The sequence below is a fragment of the Nocardia implantans genome (assembly GCF_035544775.1).
GTDB classification, from domain to species: domain Bacteria; phylum Actinomycetota; class Actinomycetes; order Mycobacteriales; family Mycobacteriaceae; genus Nocardia; species Nocardia implantans.
The window spans coordinates 35330-56730 of record NZ_JAYKYQ010000013.1 but is presented as its reverse complement, the minus strand read 5'-3'; the positions used below and the strand labels follow the sequence as shown (position 1 = coordinate 56730).

Annotated in this window: 22 protein-coding genes and 1 pseudogene; 14 read left to right on the top strand and 9 right to left on the bottom strand. The window is 68.4% G+C overall.

The genetic code is table 11. From position 1 onward, the window contains the following. Positions 1–27 precede the first annotated feature (27 nt). The 13 genes and pseudogenes from U3653_RS27165 (at position 28) to hpf (ending at position 12309) form a co-directional block, all read left to right on the top strand. Positions 28–546 (top strand): NUDIX hydrolase, encoded by a 519-nt coding sequence (locus U3653_RS27165; RefSeq protein ID WP_195082034.1) that lies wholly within the window; start codon positions 28–30, stop codon positions 544–546. A gap of 177 nt (positions 547–723) precedes the next feature. Continuing rightward, complete coding sequence (locus U3653_RS27160) at positions 724–1974, top strand: alkane 1-monooxygenase (RefSeq protein ID WP_195082033.1); 1251 nt, start codon at positions 724–726, stop codon at positions 1972–1974. Continuing rightward, positions 1971–2144: a rubredoxin gene (locus U3653_RS27155; RefSeq protein WP_195082032.1), complete on the top strand. Its 174-nt coding sequence runs from the start codon at positions 1971–1973 to the stop codon at positions 2142–2144. Before U3653_RS27160 ends, U3653_RS27155 begins: the two co-directional genes overlap by 4 nt. Further along, entirely contained in the window at positions 2141–2323 is a 183-nt protein-coding gene (locus U3653_RS27150; protein ID WP_043730863.1) for a rubredoxin, read from the top strand. The genes U3653_RS27155 and U3653_RS27150 overlap by 4 nt, the downstream gene beginning before the upstream one ends. Positions 2324–2363: 40 nt before the next feature. After that, positions 2364–2984: a TetR/AcrR family transcriptional regulator gene (locus tag U3653_RS27145; protein ID WP_195082031.1), complete on the top strand. Its 621-nt coding sequence runs from the start codon at positions 2364–2366 to the stop codon at positions 2982–2984. A gap of 190 nt (positions 2985–3174) precedes the next feature. Further along, entirely contained in the window at positions 3175–4356 is a 1182-nt protein-coding gene (locus U3653_RS27140) for an alkane 1-monooxygenase (RefSeq protein WP_195082030.1), read from the top strand. 60 nt (positions 4357–4416) lie between these two features. Continuing rightward, positions 4417–5901 carry an adenosylhomocysteinase gene (gene ahcY / locus U3653_RS27135; RefSeq protein WP_195082029.1) on the top strand — a complete coding sequence of 495 codons (1485 nt, stop codon included), beginning with the start codon at positions 4417–4419 and terminating at the stop codon, positions 5899–5901. A gap of 194 nt (positions 5902–6095) precedes the next feature. Continuing rightward, a complete protein-coding gene (locus tag U3653_RS27130; RefSeq protein WP_195082028.1) occupies positions 6096–6743 on the top strand; it encodes a dTMP kinase in 648 nt (215 codons plus the stop codon). Between the two features lie 78 nt (positions 6744–6821). Then, positions 6822–7499: an MtrAB system response regulator MtrA gene (gene mtrA / locus U3653_RS27125; protein WP_039800350.1), complete on the top strand. Its 678-nt coding sequence runs from the start codon at positions 6822–6824 to the stop codon at positions 7497–7499. 44 nt (positions 7500–7543) lie between these two features. Further along, positions 7544–8155, top strand: a pseudogene (locus tag U3653_RS33350) (two-component sensor histidine kinase); the annotation flags it as partial. 593 nt (positions 8156–8748) lie between these two features. Next, entirely contained in the window at positions 8749–10572 is a 1824-nt protein-coding gene (lpqB, locus tag U3653_RS27115) for an MtrAB system accessory lipoprotein LpqB (RefSeq protein ID WP_195082027.1), read from the top strand. Positions 10573–10749: 177 nt separating this feature from the next. After that, the gene (locus U3653_RS27110) at positions 10750–11394 is read left to right on the top strand and encodes a ComF family protein (RefSeq protein WP_195082026.1); all 645 of its coding nucleotides are present in this window, start codon (positions 10750–10752) and stop codon (positions 11392–11394) included. Positions 11395–11622: 228 nt separating this feature from the next. Continuing rightward, complete coding sequence (gene hpf / locus U3653_RS27105; protein WP_195082025.1) at positions 11623–12309, top strand: ribosome hibernation-promoting factor, HPF/YfiA family; 687 nt, start codon at positions 11623–11625, stop codon at positions 12307–12309. A gap of 81 nt (positions 12310–12390) precedes the next feature. Here hpf and U3653_RS27100 read toward each other — a convergent pair whose 3' ends face one another. Genes U3653_RS27100 through U3653_RS27090 form a run of 3 tightly spaced genes read right to left on the bottom strand, consistent with a single transcriptional unit; the run spans position 12391 to position 14112 of the window. Next, complete coding sequence (locus U3653_RS27100; RefSeq protein ID WP_195082024.1) at positions 12391–12915, bottom strand: hypothetical protein; 525 nt, start codon at positions 12913–12915, stop codon at positions 12391–12393. A 47-nt stretch (positions 12916–12962) separates the two neighbouring features. Beyond that, positions 12963–13400, bottom strand: a complete 438-nt coding sequence (locus U3653_RS27095) for a hypothetical protein (protein ID WP_195082023.1) — start codon at positions 13398–13400, stop codon at positions 12963–12965. A 10-nt stretch (positions 13401–13410) separates the two neighbouring features. Next, a complete protein-coding gene (locus U3653_RS27090; RefSeq protein ID WP_195082022.1) occupies positions 13411–14112 on the bottom strand; it encodes a helix-turn-helix domain-containing protein in 702 nt (233 codons plus the stop codon). Between the two features lie 305 nt (positions 14113–14417). Between U3653_RS27090 and U3653_RS27085 the strand changes: the two genes are divergently transcribed. After that, on the top strand, positions 14418–15710 hold the full coding sequence (locus tag U3653_RS27085) for an acetyl-CoA C-acyltransferase (protein ID WP_195082021.1): 1293 nt from the start codon (positions 14418–14420) through the stop codon (positions 15708–15710). Between the two features lie 36 nt (positions 15711–15746). On the opposite strand, the gene U3653_RS27080 is transcribed toward U3653_RS27085, so the two are convergent. The 6 genes from U3653_RS27080 to U3653_RS27055 form a co-directional block, all read right to left on the bottom strand. Then, the gene (locus tag U3653_RS27080) at positions 15747–15908 is read right to left on the bottom strand and encodes a hypothetical protein (RefSeq protein ID WP_157111850.1); all 162 of its coding nucleotides are present in this window, start codon (positions 15906–15908) and stop codon (positions 15747–15749) included. Between the two features lie 147 nt (positions 15909–16055). Next, a complete protein-coding gene (gene bluB / locus U3653_RS27075) occupies positions 16056–16676 on the bottom strand; it encodes a 5,6-dimethylbenzimidazole synthase (RefSeq protein WP_195082146.1) in 621 nt (206 codons plus the stop codon). A 79-nt stretch (positions 16677–16755) separates the two neighbouring features. After that, positions 16756–18012, bottom strand: a complete 1257-nt coding sequence (locus U3653_RS27070; RefSeq protein ID WP_195082020.1) for a fatty acid desaturase family protein — start codon at positions 18010–18012, stop codon at positions 16756–16758. A 99-nt stretch (positions 18013–18111) separates the two neighbouring features. Next, positions 18112–19548: a fatty acid desaturase gene (locus U3653_RS27065; protein WP_195082019.1), complete on the bottom strand. Its 1437-nt coding sequence runs from the start codon at positions 19546–19548 to the stop codon at positions 18112–18114. A 45-nt stretch (positions 19549–19593) separates the two neighbouring features. Then, the gene (locus tag U3653_RS27060) at positions 19594–20751 is read right to left on the bottom strand and encodes a ferredoxin reductase (RefSeq protein ID WP_195082018.1); all 1158 of its coding nucleotides are present in this window, start codon (positions 20749–20751) and stop codon (positions 19594–19596) included. A 126-nt stretch (positions 20752–20877) separates the two neighbouring features. Beyond that, positions 20878–21390 carry a DUF6912 family protein gene (locus U3653_RS27055; protein ID WP_397071490.1) on the bottom strand — a complete coding sequence of 171 codons (513 nt, stop codon included), beginning with the start codon at positions 21388–21390 and terminating at the stop codon, positions 20878–20880. Between the last annotated feature and the right edge of the window lie 11 nt (positions 21391–21401).

Sequence of the window (21401 nt, the reverse complement as noted above, 5' to 3'; positions counted from 1 at the left end):
TTCGGCGGCGGTGGGGAAGCGGCTCCGGTGAGCGCGGAATCACTGCGCGCTTCGGCCACCGACCTGCTCGAGACGTGGCGCCCGGGCACGGATCCGGAGCGATCGCTGCGTGAGGCGATGCTGGCATTCCTCGGTTCGGCGCCGCGTGGTTGCCTGCGCGAGCACGCGCCGGGCCACATCACCGCCTCCGCGGTCGTGTTCTCCCACGACGGTCGCGAGGTGCTGCTCACTCTGCACCCGCGGGTCGGGCGCTGGATCCAGCTCGGCGGCCACTGCGAAGAGCGGGACGAGACGGTCGCGGACGCCGCGTTGCGCGAGGCCACCGAGGAGTCCGGCATCGCGGGCCTGCGGCTGGAACCGGGACTGTACGGCGCCCAAGCGCATCCCATCACCTGCTCCCTCGGCGTCCCGACCAGACACCTGGACCTCCTGTTCCGCATCACCGCCCCCGCGGGCGCGCTCCCGGTGCGAAGTCACGAATCCACCGACCTGCGCTGGTGGCCGGTGCACGCCTTGCCCACCGACGCCGACGTGCTGTTGCGCTGAGTCGGCCACCCGACGAGCCCCGGCCGGAGTCCCCTCCGGCCGGGGCTTTCTCGTTCTCTCGCCGCGCGGTTTACAAATTGCCGCATTTGTCTAGACAAGCGACAAATGTCCGTCTATCGTCCACAAGTGAGGTAATGCACGTCACATGTGGCGTGCTCTTCGGGAATGGAGACGACGATGTCGACGCACGCCGACGCGTCCGCCCAGCCGGTCGAGGTACCGGCGTGGCGGGATCGCAAGCGCTATATGTGGCTGTGGGGTCTGTTCGCCCCGGCCGGCCTGTTCCTCATCGGCCTGCCGCTGATCTGGGGACTCAACGAGTTGGGCTGGCATCGCCTCGCGCAGGTGCCGTTCTGGCTCGGGCCGATCCTGGTCTACGTGCTGATCCCGATCGCGGACATCTTCTTCGGCCCGGACGGCGACAACCCGCCCGACGAGGTGATGGAGTACCTGGAGAACGACAAGTACTACCGCTACCTCACCTACCTGTACCTGCCCTTCCAATACGCCACGCTGGTGATGGCGGCCTACCTGATCACCGCCGACGACGTCAGCTGGCTCGGCATCGACGGCGGGCTGCACGTGGTGGACAAGATCGGACTGGCGATCACCGTCGGCATGATCGGCGGCATCGGCATCAACACCGCGCACGAGCTCGGCCACAAGAAGGTGGACCTGGAGCGCTGGCTGTCGCGGATCGCGCTGGCCCAGTCCTGCTACGGGCACTTCTACATCGAGCACAACCGCGGCCATCACGTGCGCGTCGCGACGCCGGAGGACCCGGCGAGTTCCCGTGTGGGCGAGACGTTCTGGGCCTTCTGGCCGCGCACCGTGTGGGGCAGCCTGAAGTCGTCCTGGCAGTTGGAGAAGGTGCGGCTGGACCGGCTCGGCAAGAAGCCGTGGAGCCTGCGCAACGAAGTGCTCAGCGCCTGGCTGATGTCGGCGGTGCTGTTCGCGGTCTTGATCGCGGTGTTCGGCATCGAGCTGCTGCCGTATCTGATCCTGCAGGCCGTGGTGGGCTTCAGCCTGCTGGAGGCGGTCAACTACCTGGAGCACTACGGCCTGGTGCGGCAGCGCACGGCGAGCGGCCGGTACGAGCGCCCCGCCCCGGTGCACAGCTGGAACAGCGACCACATCGTCACCAACATCTTCCTGTACCACCTGCAGCGGCACAGCGACCACCACGCCTACCCGACCCGGCGCTACCAGACGTTGCGCAGCTGGGACGGCGCCCCCAACCTGCCCAGCGGCTACGCCAGCATGATCCTGCTCGCCTACTTCCCGCCGCTGTGGCGTCGCGTCATGGACAAGCGCGTGCTCGCGCACTACGGCGGCGACATCACCCGGGCCAACATCGATCCCGGCAAGCGGGAGAAGGTGCTGGCGCGCTACGGCGCGCGGAAGGCTGCCGAAGGGGACGAGGCATGAGCGCGTATCGCTGCCCCGTCTGCGACTACGTCTTCGACGAGGCGAAAGGCGCTCCGCACGAGGGCTTCCCGCCGGGCACCCGGTGGGAGACGGTGCCGGACGATTGGTGCTGCCCGGATTGCGGCGTGCGGGAGAAGATCGATTTCGAGCCGATAGGGGCAAGGAAATGACCGAGTACAAGCTGTATCAGTGCATCCAGTGCGGCTTCGAATACGACGAAGCCGAGGGCTGGCCGGAGGACGGCATCGCGCCGGGCACCCGCTGGGACGACATCCCCGACGACTGGACCTGTCCGGACTGCGGCGCCGCCAAGGCGGATTTCTACATGGTCGAAATCGAACGGTCGTGAGATTTTGACTGCGGCGGGCGCCCGTGACAGTGTCGCGGGTATGCCGCGCACCGGAACCAGGATTTCCTACCAGGAGGCCGCGCGGGACCTGCTGCGGACGTCGGTGCTGGACGCGATGCGCGAGCTGCTCACCGAGCGGGACTGGTCCAAGATCACCCTCGGTGACGTCGCGGCCAGGGCGGGGGTGAGCAGGCAGACGCTGTACAACGAGTTCGGCTCCCGCGCAGGCCTCACCCAGGCCTACGCCCTGCGCCTGGCCGACTTCCTGGTCGATCATGTGGACGCCGCCATCAACGGCAATGTCGGTGACGTCCGCGCCGCGTTCCGCGACGGTATGGCGAACTTCTTCTTCGACGCGGCGTCCGACCCGCTGGTGCAGTCGTTGGTCGCGGGTGAGGTGAAGCTGGATCTGCTGCGCCTGATCACTCTGGACGCGGGACCGTTGCTGGAGCACGCGACCGAACGTCTCTCGCGCGCCTTCCAGCACAGCTGGGTGGCTTCGACGGCGGCCGAATCGGACGTCATCGCGCACGCCCTGGTGCGGATCGCCCTCAGCTACATCCCAACTCCGCCCGGCCCTGGCCGCGACGCGCCCGCGGAATTGAGCGCGCTGCTGAGTCCCTACGTCGAAGCGATCCTCGCCGCGCGCGTGCAAAGCTGAGCCCGAATGAGCAACCGGCTCGCGACTGGCGCACATGCAGCACATTGAAAACAGACTGTGCGGCTTGTAATAGCGATCACGTCTCAACCCACGGCTTGGTTGTAACAGACAACAAGTCAAGAAGTATTCTCAGGCGACGGTGTTCGGGTCTTCTTCGAGTGGGGCAAAAGTGCAAACGGTTGGCAAATCGATGGGATCGCCCGATCCCAAGCGCCATCTGTGGGTTCTCGGCTTGCTTCCGCCCGCGTCGGCATTGCTGCCGTCGCAGCTGGTGCTGCACACCGGCCTGGACGTCTTCTGGTGGATCGGCCCGATCATCGTGCTGATCGCCATTCCGCTGCTGGACTGGTCGATCGGCGTCGACGGCACCAATCCGAAGGACGAGGACTACGAGCGGCTCTCCAACGACCGGTACTACCGGTGGTGCACCTATCTGATGCTGCCCGTGCAGCTGATCGGCTTGGTGATCGCGAGCTACATGTGGGCCGGCGACGAGCTGAGCGTGGTCGACAAGCTCGGCCTCGCCGCCACCCTCGGATTCGTCAGCGGCATCGGCATCAACGCCGCCCACGAACTCGGGCACCGGGTCGAGCGAATGGAGCGCTGGCTGGCCAAGATCGCGCTCGCGCAGTCCGGTTACGGGCACTTCTTCGTCGAGCACAACCGCGGCCACCACGTGCGGGTGGCGACTCCCGAGGACCCGGCCAGCGCTCGTCTCGGCGAGTCGCTGTGGGAGTTCTTGCCGCGCAGCGTGTCTGGCAGTTTCCGCTCGGCCATCGCCCTGGAGCGGGAGCGCCTCGCGCGCAAGGGCACGGGCTGGTGGAGCGTGCACAACCACATCCTGCAGGCCTGGTCGATGACGCTCGTGCTGTTCGGCGGCCTGGTCGCGGCGTTCGGCTATCAGGTGCTGCCGTGGCTGCTGCTGCAAGCCGTGATCGGTTTCGGTCTGCTGGAGACGGTGAACTACGTCGAGCACTACGGCCTGCTGCGGGCCCGCCGCCCGGACGGCAGGTACGCCCGCTGCTCGCCGCGCGACAGCTGGAACAGCGACCATCTGGTCACCAACATCTTCCTGTTCCACTTGCAGCGGCACAGCGATCACCATGCCAACCCGGGCCGCCGCTACCAGACGCTGCGCACCTCCGAGCAGGCTCCGCAACTGCCCGCAGGCTACGCCGCCATGATCGTGCTCGCCGCCATTCCGCCGCTGTGGCGGCGGGTGATGGACGCCCGCGTCCTCGCCCACTACGGCGGCGACATCACCCTGGCGAACGTCCAGCCGCGGAAGCGGCGCCGCTTGCTGGCGGCTCGCGGCGTCCCGGCGGGAGCCGAGCCGGAGGCCGGTCCGCGTCTGGGAGGGACGGCCGCGTAGACCGGGCCGGGTCGTGAGCGACTAGCCTTGCCTCGGTACTTGCCGAACCAGGAGAGGCTGATGACCACCTCAGAACTTCCCGCACGCACGTCGTTGACCGCCGATGTCCGCAACGGCATCGACTACAAGGTGGCGGATCTGTCGCTGGCCGATTTCGGCCGCAAAGAGATCCGTCTGGCCGAACACGAGATGCCCGGTCTGATGGCGCTGCGCCGTGAGTACGCCGAGGTGCGGCCGCTGCAGGGCGCGCGCATCTCCGGCTCGCTGCACATGACCGTGCAGACCGCGGTGCTGATCGAGACCCTGACCAGCCTCGGCGCCGAGGTTCGCTGGGCCTCCTGCAACATCTTCTCCACCCAGGACCACGCGGCCGCCGCCGTGGTCGTCGGCCCCAACGGCACCGTCGACGAGCCGAAGGGCACCCCGGTGTTCGCCTGGAAGGGCGAGACCCTGGAGGAGTACTGGTGGGCCGCCGAGCAGATGCTCACCTGGCCGGGCGAGCCGGCCAACATGATCCTCGACGACGGCGGCGACGCCACCATGCTCGTGCTGCGCGGCGCGCAGTTCGAGAAGGCCGGCGTGGTGCCGCCGGAGGACGAGAACCACTCGGCCGAGTACAAGGTGTTCCTGAACCTGCTGCGCGAGCGCTTCGAGTCCGACCGAGGCAAGTGGACGAAGATCGCCGAATCGGTGCGCGGCGTCACCGAGGAGACCACCACCGGCGTGCTGCGGCTCTACCAGTTCGCGGCGGCGGGCGAGCTGGTGTTCCCGGCGATCAACGTCAACGACTCGGTCACCAAGAGCAAGTTCGACAACAAGTACGGCACCCGCCACTCGCTGATCGACGGCATCAACCGCGGCACCGACGTGCTCATCGGCGGCAAGAAGGTATTGATCTGCGGCTACGGCGATGTCGGCAAGGGCTGCGCGGAATCGCTTGCCGGACAGGGCGCCCGGGTGCAGGTCACCGAGATCGACCCGATCAACGCGCTGCAGGCGCTGATGGACGGCTACGACGTGGTGACCGTGGAGAAGGCGATCGGCGATGCCGACATCGTCATCACCGCGACCGGCAACAAGGACATCATCACCCTCGAGCACATGAAGGCGATGAAGGACCAGGCCATCCTCGGCAACATCGGTCACTTCGACAACGAGATCGACATGGCCGCGCTGGAGCGTTCCGGCGCAACGAAATTGAACATCAAGCCGCAGGTCGACCTGTGGACGTTCAAGGAGACCGGCCGCTCGATCCTGGTGCTGTCGGAGGGTCGTCTGCTCAACCTCGGCAACGCGACCGGCCACCCGTCGTTCGTGATGTCCAACAGCTTCTCCAACCAGGTGATCGCGCAGATCGAGCTGTGGACCAAGCCGGAGGAGTACGACAACGAGGTCTACCGGCTGCCGAAGCACCTGGACGAGAAGGTCGCCCGCATCCACGTCGAAGCGCTCGGCGGCGAGCTGACCAAGCTCACCAAGGACCAGGCCGAGTACATCGGCGTCGATGTCGAGGGCCCGTACAAGCCGGAGCACTACCGCTACTGAGCCCGCGTAACCACCGGGGTCGCCGGCGCCTGAAGGTGTCGGCGACCTCCGGGGTCGCCCGGATCGCCGAGTGCGGTGCCATGGCCGCCGTACGAGGACCGGCACGCGCGTTCCCGCAGCCCCTGCTCAGCCCGGCATACACGCTGGTGAGGTGGTGTCGGTTCCTGCTGCGAGGCGGGGTATTGTGCCAGGTCATGGGAGTGCTGATAGCGGTCGAGGGGCTCGACGGCGCCGGTAAGCGGACGCTGATCGAGCGGGTGGTCGCGGAGCTGCGCGGTCGCGGGCTGCGGGTCGCGACGATGGCCTTCCCGCGCTACCGCGTCTCGGTGCACGCCGACCTGGCCGCCGAGGCGCTGCGCGGCGCGCACGGCGACCTCGCGGGCTCGGTCAGCGGCATGGCGCTGCTGTTCGCGCTGGACCGCGCGGACGCCGCGGACGAGCTGTCGAAGCTGTTGGCCGACAACGACGTTGTGCTTCTCGACCGTTACGTCGCTTCCAACGCCGCCTATTCGGCCGCCCGCCTCGGGCAGTCGGCGGACGGTGAAATCGTGGACTGGGTGGGCGAATTGGAGTTCGGCAGATTCGCCCTTCCCGCTCCGGCGCTGCAAGTGTTGCTGGACGTTCCCGTCGAACTCGCGGCCGAGCGTGCCCGCAGGCGTGGCGAACTCGACGCCGAACGCGCGCTCGACGTCTACGAGCGCGACGGCGGTCTGCAGCACCGCACCGGCGCGGTGTACCGTGAGCTGGCCGAACGCGACTGGCGCGGACCGTGGTGGACATACCGATCCGAGGACGGTCCGGCTACGCTGGCCGCGCGCATCGCCGAAATCGTTGGTCGATAAGGTTGGCTGTGCCGCGGGTTCGCACCAGTGTTGGCGTGGCGGCCCGATCCTGGCCTGGGAGATGACAACATAGTAGTTATGAAGCCGAAGATTCTGGTCGTCGACGACGATATGGCACTCGCTGAGATGCTCACGATCGTCTTGCGCGGGGAAGGGTTCGACCCGCATGTGGTCGGCGACGGCACACAGGCCCTGGCGGCGGTTCGCGAGATCCGCCCCGATTTGGTGCTGCTGGACCTGATGCTGCCCGGCATGAACGGCATCGACGTGTGCCGTGTGCTGCGGGCCGATTCCGGGGTTCCGATCGTGATGCTCACGGCGAAGACCGACACGGTCGACGTCGTGCTCGGTCTGGAGTCCGGCGCCGACGATTACATCGTCAAGCCCTTCAAGCCGAAGGAGCTGGTGGCCCGGGTGCGGGCCCGCCTGCGCCGCACCGAGGAGGAGCCCGCCGAGCTGTTGTCGATCGCCGATATCGTGATCGATGTGCCCGCGCACAAGGTCAGCCGCGGCGGCGCGCAGATCTCGCTGACGCCGCTGGAGTTCGACCTGCTCGTCGCCCTGGCCCGCAAGCCGCGCCAGGTGTTCACCCGTGAGGTCCTGCTCGAGCAGGTCTGGGGCTACCGGCACGCCGCCGACACCCGCCTGGTGAACGTGCACGTGCAGCGGTTGCGGGCGAAGGTCGAGAAGGATCCGGAGAACCCGGAGATCGTGCTGACCGTCCGCGGTGTCGGTTACAAGGCCGGACCGCCGTGATCCATGGCGTCCTCGCGCGTCTGGAACGATCGCTGGCTCCGGTGGTGGCCTGGTTCCAAGCGGTCGGCATTGCCCTAGGCCACCTGTGGCGTCGTTCGCTGCAATTGCGCGTCATCGTGTCGACGCTGACGTTGTCGCTGATCGTCATCACGATCCTCGGTGTCGTGCTGACCAGCCAGATCACCGACCGGCTGCTGGACGCCAAGATCAACGCTGCGGTCGAGGAGATGGACCGCGCGCGCAACACGGTGGAGAGCCAGCTGGCCGGTGTGCACGACATCGGCGCGCAGCCGCAGCGGCTGGAGGAGGCCCGCAACGCGCTGTCCAACCGCGGCGGCAGCGGGCAGTCCACCGGCGCCGCGGGCAGCTTCGTCTCTGCGCTGAGCGTCATCGGCGGTATGCCGCCGCAGCAGATCCCGCGCGGCCCGATCCAGGAAGTGCCCGACGAGCTGCGCCGGTTCGTGCAGCGCAACCAGGTCAGCTACCAGTTCGCCACCGTCGAGGACGCGGATGGCTACAGCGGTCGCGCGCTGATCATCGGCAGCCCGAGCGCCGAGATCCCGACCCTGGAGATCTACCTGATCTTCCCGCTGGCCAACGAGGAGCGCAGCCTGTCGCTGATGCGCGGCACCATGCTGGTCGGCGGCACCGGCCTCGGTCTGTCGATCAGCGTGGAGGACGCGAACCTGCACGAGGGCAGGCTCGAAGCGTGGGGCGAGGTCGGGGTCGGCGCCAGCTTCCGGCTGACGCTGCCGCTGGTACGTGGCAAGAAGCTCGGCCCGAGTCCGCTTCCGCTGGAGCCCGCGCGCAAATCCATGCATGTGGTGGAGCCGGAACCGCCGGTCGATCGTGAGGCGACCGAATCCGAAACGGCGCGACCGGCCGCCGCCGAGCCGGGTGCCGCGCAGGTGACGAACGCCGTGGGGCAAGGCGCGCAGGCGGACGCTGCCGATCCGGTCGGTGTGCCTCCGGCCGGCGTCGAGACCACCGAGCCGGACCCGGTGCGTTCGGAGATCGGGAGCGAGTCGGCCGGGACGGGCAGCGGTGAGCCGGACGCCGCGGAGGCGGAGGGCGGCGCAGCGGCGGAGCCGAGCGCGAGTAGTCGGCCCGCAGCGGCCGAAAGCACGGTGACGCCCACCGACAACGCGCAGGCCGAACAGCAGCCCGCGTCCGGGTCGAATGGCTCGCCCGCGTCGGAGTCGGCGCAGGCCGGGGGCGGCGGTGCGCGCGAACCGGGGGACGTACAGTCATGAGAATGCGTGTCGGATCTGCGCGGATGCGGCGGCTGACCGTGCTGACAGCGGCGGTTCTCGCGGTCGTGATGCCGCTCACCGCCTGTGCCAGCCTGCCCGAGTCGTCCGCGCCGGAGGCGCTGGGCACCATCAATCGCGAGCCCACGTCCGAGGGCCCGCCGCCCCCGGTCGCCAACCGTGATCCGGATCTGCTGCTGCGCGATTTCCTCCAGGCCACCGCCGATCCGGCCAACCGGCATCTGGCCGCCCGGCAGTACATGACGCCCGCGGCCTCCACCCAGTGGGACGACGCGGCGGGCACCGTCATCGTCGAGAAACCCGACACCCTGCGGGAATCGCGCTCCGGCGACAAGGCCAACTATCTGATCCGCGCGCGCAAGGTCGGCGAGCTGTCCGCGGACGGCGGTTACCGGCCCAACGACGACATCCCGTTCGTCGAGAACAAGATCGAGCTGACCAAGATCGACGGCGAGTGGCGCATCGATGAATTGCCCGACGGTGTGGTCATGGACTCCACCGCGTTCTTCAAGTCCTACCGCCGCTACACGCTGTACTTCATCGATCCGAGCGGCAATATGGCCGTGCCGGATCTGCGCTGGCTCGCGGTGCCCAAAGCGCAGCTGACCCAGCGGTTGATCAGCTCGCTGCTGGAGGGGCCGCAGCCCACGCTGTCGTCGGTGCTGCACAGTGAGTTGACGCCGCCGATCGCGCTGCGCGGGACGATCACCAAGGCCAACGGCGACCCCGACGGCGTCGGCATCGGGCTCGGCGGCGTGCGGATCGACTTCGCCGGCGCGTCGGCGCTGAATCCGCGCGAGCGCGAACTACTGGCCGCGCAGGTGGTGCTCACGTTGTCCAGCGCCGACATCCTCGGGCCGTACATGCTGCTCGCCGACGGCAAGCCGCTGGACGAGCGTTTCGCCGCCAACGGGTGGAACGTGGCGGACGTGCAGCAGTTCAATCCGGCCGCCGCCGCCCGCAACCCCACCGGGCTGCACGCGCTGCGCGGCGGCGGGCTGGTGCAGATCGCCGACAACGGCGGTATCACGCCCACGCCCGGCTACTTCGGCGGAGTGAACAATCTGCAGTCCGCGACGCTGTCTCCGGATGGTCAGTTCGTCGCCGCGGTGGCCGAAGCGGGACGACCGCCGGGCGTGCCGTCGCGGACGCTGATGGTCGGCACCTACGGCGGCAACGCTTTTCCGGTGGCCGAGGGCTTCACCATCACCCGGCCCTCGTGGACCGCGGACGGCAGCGCGGCATGGGCGGTGGTCGACGGTGACCGGGTGATCCGCGCGGTCAACGATCGCGGCACCGGAAACGTTTCGGTACAGAACGTCGACATCTCCGGATTGACGGCGGCCTCATCGGCCACGGCGCCCCGGCTACCGATCACCGAGCTGCGCATCTCCCGGACCGGTGTGCGGGCGGCGATGATCGCCGACGGACGGGTCTACGTGGCGGTCGTCGTGCCGCAGCCGGACGGGAAGCTGGCGCTGACCTCGGCGCTGCCCGTCGGTGTCGGGCTCAGCACGGCCGCGGTGTCGGTGGACTGGCTCGACGCGGACACGATCATCATCGCGCGCGAGGGCAATGTCGACCCGGTGAGCACCGTGTCGGTCGACGGCTCGGAGCCGACCCCGCTGACGTCGCAGAATCTCACGGCGCCGGTGCGCTCGGTGAGCGCGAGCCCGGACCACCAGTACGTCGCCGACTCGCGCGCGGTGCTGGAGCTGACCTCCGCGCCGGATCAAGGGCAGCCCTACTGGCGTGAGGTGCCGGGGCTGGGCGCGAACGCCATCCCCGTCCTGCCCGGCTGAGCGGCGACCGGTCGCGAGTACGAAGGAACTCGTGCTCGGCGCGATCGCACGGGAGGTTGCGGCAGCGGTTCGTGCGCGGCGTAAACGGCTTCGCCGCAAGGTATCAACGCTCTGCTAGGCGCAATGTCGTCTGCCTGATCGAGCGAATCTGTCGGAGCGCGGGCGCACACTCGGTCGATGCGAACCTTGCTCGATCTGGTCTTGCCCGCCGCATGCGCGGGCTGCGGGCGTTCCGGAGCCGATTGGTGCGCCGACTGCGCCGTCACGTTGGCCGGTCCGCCGGTACGCGTGTGGCCGCGCAGTGACCCGGGCGTTCCTTGCTGGGCGCTCGGGCCGTATGCCGGGCCCGCGCGCCGGGCAGTGCTCGCCGCCAAGGAAAGAGGACGGCGGGACTTGGCGCTGCCACTCGGCAAGGCGCTCGCGGGCGCGCTCGCCGAGTTGCGTTCGCCGCGCCTGCCCTTGGTGCTGGTGCCCGCGCCGAGCAGACGCGTGGCGGCGCGGCGCAGGGGCGGCGACCCGGTGCTGCGCTCGGCCTCGGTAGCTACGCGGTGGCTGCCCAACTGCCGAGTGTTGCCTGTGTTGCGGCTGGGGCGCGGGGTGCGTGATTCGGTGGGCTTGACACCCATCGAGCGCGCTCGCAACCTGAAGGGGCGGGTGACCACGGCGCCCGGTCCCGCCGCGGAGTGGGGAATACCGGCGAATGCCGAGGTGGTACTGGTCGACGACGTGCTGACCACCGGTGCGACGGCCCGCGAGTCGGTGCGCGCGCTACTGGGCGCCGGATTGCCGACACGTGGCGTTCTGGTTACTTGTGCTGCTTGACTCCGGGAAATTTGCGTGAACACTGGCGATCAGCCCGTCGGCGGACTAGCGTCGCGGACACACACCCGAACCGCAAGTTTGGAGGTGGCGCCTCGGACGTCTAGTGCCGAGCAATCGTCGTTCGGCACGGTTCAATCCCGCCGCACTGGAATCGGTCGGTGCGGCCAGATCCGGGAGGTACGCGTGACGACTTCTTCACGACCTTCAGTGAAAGATCCCGCTGCTTCGATGCTGGAGTCCAGCACCAAGGAAGCACTCGAGCAACCCACAGCGGAACGACCACGGGCGCCACGCGGCGACATCGTGGTGAAGGGTCGCAATGTAGAGGTGCCCGATCATTTTCGTATCTACGTCGCGGAAAAACTCTCCCGATTAGAACGCTTCGACCCGTCGATCTTCCTCTTCGACGTCGAGCTGTTCCACGAACGCAACCGGCGCCAGCGCAAGAACTGTCAGCGCGTCGAAATCACCGCGCGCGGAAAGGGTCCCGTTGTGCGGGCCGAGGCTTGCGCGGACAGCTTCTACGCCGCCTTCGAGTCGGTGACCGCGAAGCTGGAGAGCAGGCTGCGCCGCACCAAGGACCGGCGCCGGGTGCACTACGGCGACAAGACGCCGCTGTCGGTCGCCCAGGCCACTGCCGATCTGGTGGACGACTCCCTGTTCGAGCGGCTCGGTGAGTCGAGCGCCGCGCACGCGCACCAGGAGCAGGAGCGGGAGCCGGAGTACGACGCCGGTCCCGGCCACATCGTGCGCACGAAGGTGCACTCGGCGACGCCCATGACCGTCGACGACGCCCTGTACCAGATGGAACTCGTCGGCCACGATTTCTTCTTGTTCCAGGACAAGGAGACCGACCGGCCGTCGGTGGTCTACCGCCGCCATGCGTTCGACTACGGCCTGATCCGCCTGGCCTGACCACATCGAAACCGCACGTTCCCCCTTCTCCGGGCATTCGGCTCACCTACCGGATGTCCGGAGAATTTCGTCGGGGCGAGGTTACCGCCGCCGGTCGCGGAAGAACGTGCGGTGCAGCAGCGAATCGCGGCGCGGTGGGCGCATGGCGTGCAGCATCACCATGTCGGCGAACGTTTCCGCGTCGCGCTCGCGCATGGTTCCGTAGTCGGTGCGGCCGAGCACGTGGGCGATCGACTCTGGCGAGATCGAGGGCAGCAGGTCGGCGACCGCCGCCACCGTCGGGGTGCTGGTGGTCGGCTCACCGGGCCGGTGCTGCTCCGGGCCGTGCCCGAGCAGCATGTGCCCCAGTTCGTGCACGATGATGTGCTCGGCGTGCCATTCGGTGGTGTCGGCGCCGTAGACGATGACGTCGCTGTCCTGCTTCGCGATCCACAGACCGCTGCCCGTGCCGCAACCGGTGCCCGCCAGTAGGGCGGTGTCGATCGGCCACAGGCTGATGCTGCGACCGCGGTGCTCCGCGACGGCATCGAGATAGGCCTGCAGATTCCATGGGTGGGGTATCGGGAGGTCCCGGGTCAAGCTCCGGAACCGGGCCTGGATGGCCATGTGATCGGTCTCCTACAAAAGCTCAGTGGCCCATGTAGAGAAGCATGCTACCGACTCGGCGGCACCGACCCTTCCGTGCTCTGGATGATCTTGGCGAGCATGGCCCGATCGATGTTCGAACCGCGCAGCGCGATGCTGGCGACGTTCGCGTCGCGCATGGTGGCGAGCAGTTCGAGTTCGCGGTCGATCGCCTCCGCCGCGGGGCCGCGGGTGAGCAGGTAGTCGGCGGCGACGCCGAAGCTGCGCGCCACCGCGCCCAGGATGTCGGCATCCGCCGCGGCGCAGGCGTCGCGGTCGTCGAACTCGCCGTCGCGCAGGCGCGCGAGGTAACCGGGCGGCACCGGGCGGCCGAGGATCTCACCGGCCTGCCGGGCGACGGATTCGGTGCTGCGCTCCGGAGCGTCGCGCGGATGCACGACGGCGAACAACCGGTTGATCTTGCGGCTGAGGGTGAGTTCCGTGGAGTTCGGTCCCTGGTCGGTCATGGTTGCCTCGTCACTCGCCGTTTCCGAACGCGGGCGGGGCCATATTGGCCGCCAGCCAGCGTGCGCGGAACCGAGCTTCGGTCGCCGCATCGATATCCTCCGATCGGCCGGCCAGCCAGCGGCGGTACCGGCGTTCCTGTAGCTCGTCGGGATCGCTGGCCGCCGCGGGGACCGCGAGCAGGTGCGCGAAGGCCATCTCCACCAGCGGGTGCAATTGCCTGCCCGGTCCGCCGTTGCGTTCCAGCATGGCGGTCGCGTACCGCGCCGACAGCTTGGAGACCACTCGGTTGAGCTCCGCGATCGCGGCGACCACCTGAGGGTCGGTGGTGCGACCGTGTTCGACGGCGTCGTTGAGCCTGCCCGACGCCGCGAGCAGCCCGGTCAGGTCGGAGATCTCGAAGCGGATCGCGTCCGGACCGGCCACCACCGAGTCGCCCGCGCCGCGCGCGGCGTTCGCGGGTTCGTCGGCGGCGGGGACGCCGCCGGCATAGGTGCGTGCGGCGCTGCCCGGCAGCCATCGCAGCGGCGCGTCGAGCTTGTTCAGCGTCTGCATGCTGATGGTCGCCTCGCCGTCCTCGATCTTCCGGATGGTCGGCGCCGAAGGTCCCCCGAGGTCGCCGATCTGTAGCTGGGTGAGGCCGAGCTCGTCCCGGCGTTCTTTGATGATTCGCCCGAATCTCTTCTGCCGCGACAGCTCCGAAGGGCTATGCATAGTGGGTTCATGGTAAGCCGATGGGAGGTATCAGGCAAACCAATAGAAACTATTTGGAAAATCGGTCGAAAGTTTGTTACGGTTCTTTCCGTCGGATGACGGAGTGCATGCGACGGTTCCGGGACGGGCAGGGGCGTTCGCCGGGACGGACGTCTCGGTCCGGCGCGCAACGGCGCGCGGCGGACCGGTCAGCGGCGGTGGAGGGGATCGCCGCTGTGTCGGGGGTTCACCGTCGGCGAAGGGGGTCGACGGTGAACTTACTTTGCAGTAAGTTTGGTGGACGTAGGCTTTCGAAAGGAAATCGCATGGCCACCAAAGCCGCTCGCCGTGCCGTGATCGTGTCCGGTGCCCGCACGCCGTTCCTGCGCGCGTTCACCGGATACACCCGAATGGATTCCATCGCGCTCGCCGATGCCGCGGTCCGGGGACTGCTGGAGCGCACCGGGCTGCCCGGCACGCAAGTGGAGGCGATCGTCTGGGGCGGGGTCATCCTGCCCGGCGCGGCGCCGAACATCGCCCGCGAGATCGCGCTCGACCTGCGGCTGGATCCTGGCTGCGAGGGCTACACGGTGACCAGGGCCTGCGCCTCCGGCTTACAGGCCGTCACCTCGGCGGCGGCCGCGATCGAGCGCGGCGAATACGACATCATGATCGCGGGCGGCAGCGATTCCACCTCGAACGCCGAAGTCAAACTGCCGCAGAAGGTGGTACACGCGGCGGCTCCGCTGGCTCTGGGCAAGCCGAAGCCGAAGGACTACCTGTCCGCGGTCGCGCGCCTTGCGCCGTTCACCGACCTGCTGCCGAGCCGGCCCAAGATCGCCGAACGCACCACCGGCGAGGTCATGGGCGAGTCGGCCGAGAAAATGGCTCGCATCCACGGCGTGAGCCGCGCGGATCAGGACGAGTTCGCCGCACGCTCACATCACCGCGCGGCGGCCGCCATCGAGTCCGGCCGGTTCGACGACGAGGTGCTGCGGGTTCGCACCCCCGAAGACGTGGAGATCCTGCGCGACGGCTTGGTGCGCGGCGACACCAGCCTCGCCAAACTGGCCGCGCTGAAGCCGGTTTTCGCCGCCGACGGCAGCGTGACCGCGGGCAACGCCAGCCCCCTCACCGACGGCGCCGCCGCGGTGCTGCTGATGAGCGAGGAGAAAGCGCACGCCCTCGGATACCGGCCGCTGGCGGCGTTCCGGTCGTGGAGCTACGTGAGCGTCGACCCGGCTGATCAGGTGCTGATCGGGCCGGCCATCTCGATGCCACGCGCGCTGGAGAAGGCCGGAATGTCCTTGGGCGACGCCGATCTGGTCGATATCCACGAGGCCTTCGCCGCCCAGACCCTGGCGGTGCTGACCGCGCTGGCCAGCGACGAATGGGCCAAGACCCGGCTGGATCGCGACACCGCCGTCGGCGAGGTGGACATCGACAAGTTGAACGTGCACGGCGGCTCGATCTCGCTCGGCCACCCGTTCGGCGCCACCGGGGCGCGCATGGTGACCACCATGGCCAACGAACTCGCGCGCACGGGAAAGAACACGGCCTTGCTCGGTATCTGCGCCGCGGGCGGCATCGGCGCGTCGGCGGTGCTCGAACGGGTCTGAGGCGGCGCGTGCGCCCCTGTCCCGCCGGGGCCTCGGTCAGGCCTTGCCGCGCCGCTTGCGTCCCTCGTCGGCCAGGATGCGCAGACAGGTCTGGTGCTTGGTCTCGCCGGGGATGCCTTCCCGGCGCAGGCGCAGCGTCGCCTGTGCCAGATCGATGCCCAGCTCGCTCGACAGCCGAACAGCATCGACATTGGCCATTGCACAAACCTCCTGGAACGACGAAACCACGATGAAGAGCACTGCGTCAGAGGCAGTTTCGCCCTTGTCGTACCCAGTGGGGATCCGATTGAACCATGAACGATCCACACAGTTGGGTAACGATGCGCGACCGGGGCCGCCGCGCGGTCAGCCGCGGTAGGTCTCGCGGTGCACCGCGTCCGTGAGCGGTCTGCCCGCGCGCCAGCCGAAGCGCTCCAGGTCGGGAACGCGCTGGAACTCGCGCACCGGCCCGACGCACAGCCAGGCCACGGTGCGGACGTTCCGCGGCAGGCCGATCAGATCGGAGAGGAAACCGGGATCGTAGAACGACACCCATCCCACGCCGATGCCTTCCGCGGTGGCGGCCAGCCACAGATTCTGGATGGCGAGAACCGCCGAGTAGACACCGGTTTCGGGCACCGTGGCCCGGCCGAGCACCTGCGGTCCGCCGCGATCGTGGTCATAGCAGACCACCACCCCGGTACCGCTCTCCAGAATGCCCTCGATCTTGATCGGCTCGAAGGTGGCGGCGCGCTCGGGCGGCAGCGCGTCGCGGAACTCGAGGCGCTTGCCTGCCACGTGATCGGCGAACTTGCGCAGCGTCGCCGGATCGCGGACCACCACGAAATCCCATGGCTGCGAATTGCCCACGCTCGGCGCCCGGTGCGCGGCATCCAGCAGCCGCCACAGTGTCGCGTCCTCGACCAGTTCGCCGGTGAACTCCGCGCGTACGTCGCGGCGGCGCCGGATGGCCTCGTAGACACTCAGAACCTCAGCATGCACCGCCCGAGTCAATCAAACCCGGCGAACTCACCGCGCACGGCGTCGGCCGCGCGGGACGTGGAACTCAGCGCGCCGCGGCCACGCCGCGCCGGGCGAGCCTGCGCCGTCCGTTGGCCAGCGCGGTGCGCAGACCGCGGCGACGGCCGGTCACCGGGTCGATGGTGGCCGTGGTGCGGCCGCCGAACTTGCGCTCGGAGGCGGTCTCCGGCGCGTCGTCGGCGGTGGCCCGCAGGTACTTGTTCGGCAGCGACAGCTTGAGAATGGTGCGCCACGCCTTGAAGTACTGCACCGGCAGCGAGCCGGTGGTGTAGGGCAGGTCGTACTTGTCGGCCAGCTCGCGCACCCGCACGGCGATGTCGGCGTACCGGTTGCTCGGCAGGTCGGGGAACAGGTGGTGTTCGATCTGGTGGCTCAGATTGCCGGTCATGAAGTGCATGACCGGGCCGCCGGAGATGTTCGCGCTGCCGAGCATCTGGCGCAGATACCACTCGCCCTGCGTTTCGCCGTCGATGTCGGCCTTGGTGAACTTCTCCGCGCCGTCGGGGAAGTGCCCGCAGAAGATCACCGCGTTGGACCACACGTTGCGGATGGCGTTCGCGGCCAGGTTGGCCGTCAGCGTGGAGAAGAACGCGCGACCGGTGAGGGCGGGGAAGATCACGTAGTCCTTGAGGACCTGCTTGCCCATCTTGGTGAGCGCTTCGTCACGCCTGCGCTCGAAGTCGGCGCGCTCGGGGGTGCCCGGCTTGTACCGGCCCGCGACCAGCTTGCCCAGCTCCAGGTGCTGGATCGCGACGCCGTATTCGAAGAACAGCTGCAACACCAGGTTGTAGACCGGGTTGCCCAGGTTGAACGGCTTCCAGCGCTGGTCACGGGTCACCCGCAGCAGGCCGTAGCCGATGTCGTCGTCCATGCCGAGCACATTGGTGTACTTGTGGTGCAGGTAGTTGTGGGTGTGCTTCCAGTGCTTGGCCGCGCCCGTGTTGTCCCATTCCCACGAACTGGAGTGGATCTCCGGATCGTTCATCCAGTCCCACTGCCCGTGCATGACGTTGTGCCCGATCTCCATGTTCTCGATGATCTTGGCGGTGCTGAGCAGGGCGACGCCCGCCAGCCACGCCGGGCGCTTGGGACTGGCGAAGAGCACCGCCCGGCCACCGATCTCGAGAGCGCGCTGCAACCGGATGACGTTGCGGATGTACTTCGCGTCGCGCGCGCCGCGCGAGGCTTCGATTTCCCGCCGGATCGCGTCGAATTCCGCGCCGAGTGCTTCCACGTCGGCCTCGGTGAGATGCGCGTATTCCTTGACATCCGAGATCGCCATACGGGTTACCTTACCGTAAGTTACGACAGCGTAGGTTCCGAGATCTGGCTTGGGGATGTGTCAAATACCCTATTGCGATACCGAGGCTCGACTGGTACGTTAGCGCACCCTTCGCTGGAAGCGAAAACGCCTGTCGCGCTTGGCTTTCTCGCGCAGCGCCGCTTGTTCGTGGCGGGCGCGCTCCTGGAGCGCGAGCTTGGCATCGCGCAGGACCTGCCGCTCGTGTTCGGCCTTCTCCTGCAGGGCCGCTTTGGCCTCGCGGAGCATCTCTTTCTCCTGCCGCGCCTTCTCGCGCAGCACGATCTTCGCCTCGTGCAGCGCCGAACGCAGACCGCGCCGCTTGCCGGTCTCCGGATCGACGCGCAGCCAGTGGGTGGACTCCGTGCCGCGTGACGGCAGCGTGATGCCGGCGAACTTGCGTTCCGACGAGGTCTCCGGCGCGTTGTCGGCGGTGGCCTTGAGGAAGCGGTCCGGCAGCGCCAGCTTGTGGATCGTGCGGAAGGCCAGCAGATACTGCTTGCCCAGCGACCCGGTGGTGTAAGGCAGGTCGTACTTGTCGCACAGCTCGCGCACGCGCACCGCGATCTCCGGATACCGATTGCTCGGCAGATCGGGGAACAGGTGGTGCTCGATCTGGTAGCAGAGGTTGCCGCTCATGAACGCCATGGCGGGCCCGGCCTTGAAGTTCGCGCTGCCGAGCATCTGGCGCAGATACCACTCGCCGCTGGTCTCGTTCTCCAACTGCTCGATGGTGAACTTCTCCGCGCCGTCGGGGAAGTGGCCGCAGAAGATCACCGCGTACGCCCACAGGTTGCGCACCAGGTTCGCCGTCGCGTTGGCCTTCAACGTGTGCTTGAACGCCGGACCGGTGAGCGCGGGGTGGATGAGAAAGTCCTTGGCCACCTGACGGCAGATCTTGCGCGCGAATGCCCTGTTCGGCTCCGAGGTCAGGTGCCAGCGCGGCGTGTTCGACAGCTCCTTCTCGATGCTCCAGTCGTGCAGCGCGATGCCCCACTCGAAGGTCGCGGCCAGCAGCAGATTCGCCAGCGGCTGCACCAGGTGGATCGGCCGCCACTGCTCGTCGCGGGTCATCCGCAGGATGCCGAACCCGAGATCCTCGTCCTTGCCCAGGACGTTGGTATAGGTGTGGTGGGAGTAGTTGTGCGCCCGGCGCCACTGCGCGGAGGGACCCGTCATGTCCCACTCCCAGGAGCTGGAGTGGATCTCCGGGTCGTTCATCCAGTCCCATTGCCCGTGGCTGACGTTGTGCCCGAGCTCCATGTTCTCGATGATCTTGGCCACCGACAGCAACGCGGTACCGGTCAACCAGGCCCAGCGGTTGCGGCTGCCGAACAGCACTACCCTGGCGGCTACCTCGAGACCGCGTTGCGCTGCGATCGCGCGCCGGATGTATTTCGCGTCGCGCTCGCCACGGGACAGCTCCACCGAACGCCGGATGGAATCGAGTTCCTGGCCCAGTGTCTCGATATCGGTCGCCGTGAGGTGGGCGAAGGTCTTGATGTCGGTGATGGCCACCGGGGTCCTTTCCCTACTCGATACACCTCGAGGGTACCTGGCGGACTACACGTCCAGGGTGCAGTCGCCCGCCGCGGCCGAGATGCAGGTCTGCACCTTGTCGCCTTCGCGGCGCTCCTCACCGTTGCGCAGGTCGCGCGCGTGCCCGGAACTCAAGGTGACCACGCAGGTCTGGCAGATGCCCATCCGGCAGCCGAACGGCATCTGAACGCCCGCCGACTCGCCTGCCTCGAGCAGGCTGGTCGCGCCGTCGGCGGCGACGGTGCGGCCGGTCTTGCCGAAGGTGACCGTGCCGCCTTCGCCGACCGCGGAGCGCTCGATCTCGAACCGCTCCACGTGCAGCCGGTCCGACAGGCCTGCCTCGCGCCAGTGCTGCTCGATCTCGTCGAGCATCCCGGCTGGGCCGCAGGCCCAGGTCTGGCGCTCGCGCCAGTCCGGGAACTCGGTGTCGAGATCGGCGAGGGCGAACTTGCCCCGCTCTGCGGTGAGATGCAGCCGGGTGTCGAAGCCCGCATTGCGCTCGTGCAGCTCGGCCAGTTCCGCACCGAACATCACGTCGTCGGCGGTGCGGGCCGAATGCAGGTGCGCCACGTCGGTGAACACCTCGCGACGGTCCATCGCGCGCAGCATGGACATCACGGGGGTGATGCCGCTGCCCGCGGTGAGGAACAGCACTTTCCGCGGCGGCGGGTACGGCAGCACGAAGCCGCCTTGCGGCGCGGCCAGCCGGACGATGGTGCCGACCGGAACGCCGCTGACCAGATGGCTGGACAGGAAGCCCTCCGGCATCGCCTTCACGGCGATGGAGATCAGCCGCTTGCCGCCGTGGCCGGGGTCGGACCAATCCGGCGGGCAGGTCAGCGAGTACGAGCGCCAATGCCAGCGGCCGTCGACCAGGATGCCGATGCCGATGTACTGGCCGGGCTGGTATTTGAAGTCGAAACCCCAGCCCGGCTGGATCACCAGCGTCGCGGAGTCGGCGGTCTCCTTGCGCACCTCGACGATGCGCCCGCGCAGCTCGCGCGCCGACCACAGCGGGTTGGCCAGGTGCAGGTAGTCGTCGGGCAGCAACGGTGTGGTCACCCGCGCCACGGCGCCGCGCAGCACGTTCAGCTTGCCGCCGCGCTCCGCGACACTCGCGGCAGGCGCCTCCAGCCACGCGCGGACACTTCGCACGGAGAAGCTCCCAATTTTCGAACCCATCGCTGCCGTTGGTCTCCCTGTCGTCGGATGCGCGGGCCGCCGACTCGCCGATCGGAGGCCCTCGCCAGCAAGGTTACGGCATCGTAGGTTACGGCGGTGGGCCAGTGGCGCGCCCACCGTCGCGATTCACAGCAGCTCGAGCAGAAACGGCAGCTCCTGGGCCGCGTACCAGGCCAATTGATGGTCCTCGGCGTCGCCGAGGACGAACTCCGCGTCGGTGTCGCCGAGATCGGCGGCGTCCACCACGTCGACGGCCTTGGCCACCTGAGGTTCGGCGTCGGCCAGGTCGACGTGCACGGAGGCGATCTGCTGGTAGCCGATCGGGCCCGCCAGCCGGACCACCGCGTCGTCGAGGTCGGGTCGCAGCTTCGCGCCGGTCACGTCGGCGGCGATGACCGCACGGCGGTAGACCGGGCTGCCGCCCGCGACCGGCGCGTCCTCGTCGCCGGCCTCCTGCGAGACCGCATCGCGTTCGGCGGCGAGCAGTCGCAGTGAAGCGCGCGCGGCCTCGTTCATGGCGACTTCCCCGAGTTCCTCGTCGTCGCCGGAGGCGTAGGCCTCGCGCAGCGTGGGCGTCACCGCGAACGCGGTCCCGCCGACGGCAGCCAGTTCCCGGTTGTCGACCAGCTCGCGCAGCATCGGCACCGTAG

What these genes read in the sequence shown, in the direction of transcription:
- U3653_RS27160 (WP_195082033.1), top strand. Translation starts at nt 724, where the DNA reads ATGTCGACGCACGCCGACGCGTCCGCCCAGCCGGTCGAGGTACCGGCG.
- U3653_RS27155 (WP_195082032.1), top strand. Translation starts at nt 1,971, where the DNA reads ATGAGCGCGTATCGCTGCCCCGTCTGCGACTACGTCTTCGACGAGGCG.
- U3653_RS27150 (WP_043730863.1), top strand. Translation starts at nt 2,141, where the DNA reads ATGACCGAGTACAAGCTGTATCAGTGCATCCAGTGCGGCTTCGAATAC.
- U3653_RS27145 (WP_195082031.1), top strand. Translation starts at nt 2,364, where the DNA reads ATGCCGCGCACCGGAACCAGGATTTCCTACCAGGAGGCCGCGCGGGAC.
- U3653_RS27140 (WP_195082030.1), top strand. Translation starts at nt 3,175, where the DNA reads ATGGGATCGCCCGATCCCAAGCGCCATCTGTGGGTTCTCGGCTTGCTT.
- ahcY (WP_195082029.1), top strand. Translation starts at nt 4,417, where the DNA reads ATGACCACCTCAGAACTTCCCGCACGCACGTCGTTGACCGCCGATGTC.
- U3653_RS27130 (WP_195082028.1), top strand. Translation starts at nt 6,096, where the DNA reads ATGGGAGTGCTGATAGCGGTCGAGGGGCTCGACGGCGCCGGTAAGCGG.
- mtrA (WP_039800350.1), top strand. Translation starts at nt 6,822, where the DNA reads ATGAAGCCGAAGATTCTGGTCGTCGACGACGATATGGCACTCGCTGAG.
- lpqB (WP_195082027.1), top strand. Translation starts at nt 8,749, where the DNA reads ATGAGAATGCGTGTCGGATCTGCGCGGATGCGGCGGCTGACCGTGCTG.
- U3653_RS27110 (WP_195082026.1), top strand. Translation starts at nt 10,750, where the DNA reads ATGCGAACCTTGCTCGATCTGGTCTTGCCCGCCGCATGCGCGGGCTGC.
- hpf (WP_195082025.1), top strand. Translation starts at nt 11,623, where the DNA reads ATGCTGGAGTCCAGCACCAAGGAAGCACTCGAGCAACCCACAGCGGAA.
- U3653_RS27100 (WP_195082024.1), bottom strand. Translation starts at nt 12,915, where the DNA reads ATGGCCATCCAGGCCCGGTTCCGGAGCTTGACCCGGGACCTCCCGATA.
- U3653_RS27095 (WP_195082023.1), bottom strand. Translation starts at nt 13,400, where the DNA reads ATGACCGACCAGGGACCGAACTCCACGGAACTCACCCTCAGCCGCAAG.
- U3653_RS27090 (WP_195082022.1), bottom strand. Translation starts at nt 14,112, where the DNA reads ATGCATAGCCCTTCGGAGCTGTCGCGGCAGAAGAGATTCGGGCGAATC.
- U3653_RS27085 (WP_195082021.1), top strand. Translation starts at nt 14,418, where the DNA reads ATGGCCACCAAAGCCGCTCGCCGTGCCGTGATCGTGTCCGGTGCCCGC.
- U3653_RS27080 (WP_157111850.1), bottom strand. Translation starts at nt 15,908, where the DNA reads ATGGCCAATGTCGATGCTGTTCGGCTGTCGAGCGAGCTGGGCATCGAT.
- U3653_RS27070 (WP_195082020.1), bottom strand. Translation starts at nt 18,012, where the DNA reads ATGGCGATCTCGGATGTCAAGGAATACGCGCATCTCACCGAGGCCGAC.
- U3653_RS27060 (WP_195082018.1), bottom strand. Translation starts at nt 20,751, where the DNA reads ATGGGTTCGAAAATTGGGAGCTTCTCCGTGCGAAGTGTCCGCGCGTGG.
- U3653_RS27055 (WP_397071490.1), bottom strand. Translation starts at nt 21,390, where the DNA reads ATGCTGCGCGAGCTGGTCGACAACCGGGAACTGGCTGCCGTCGGCGGG.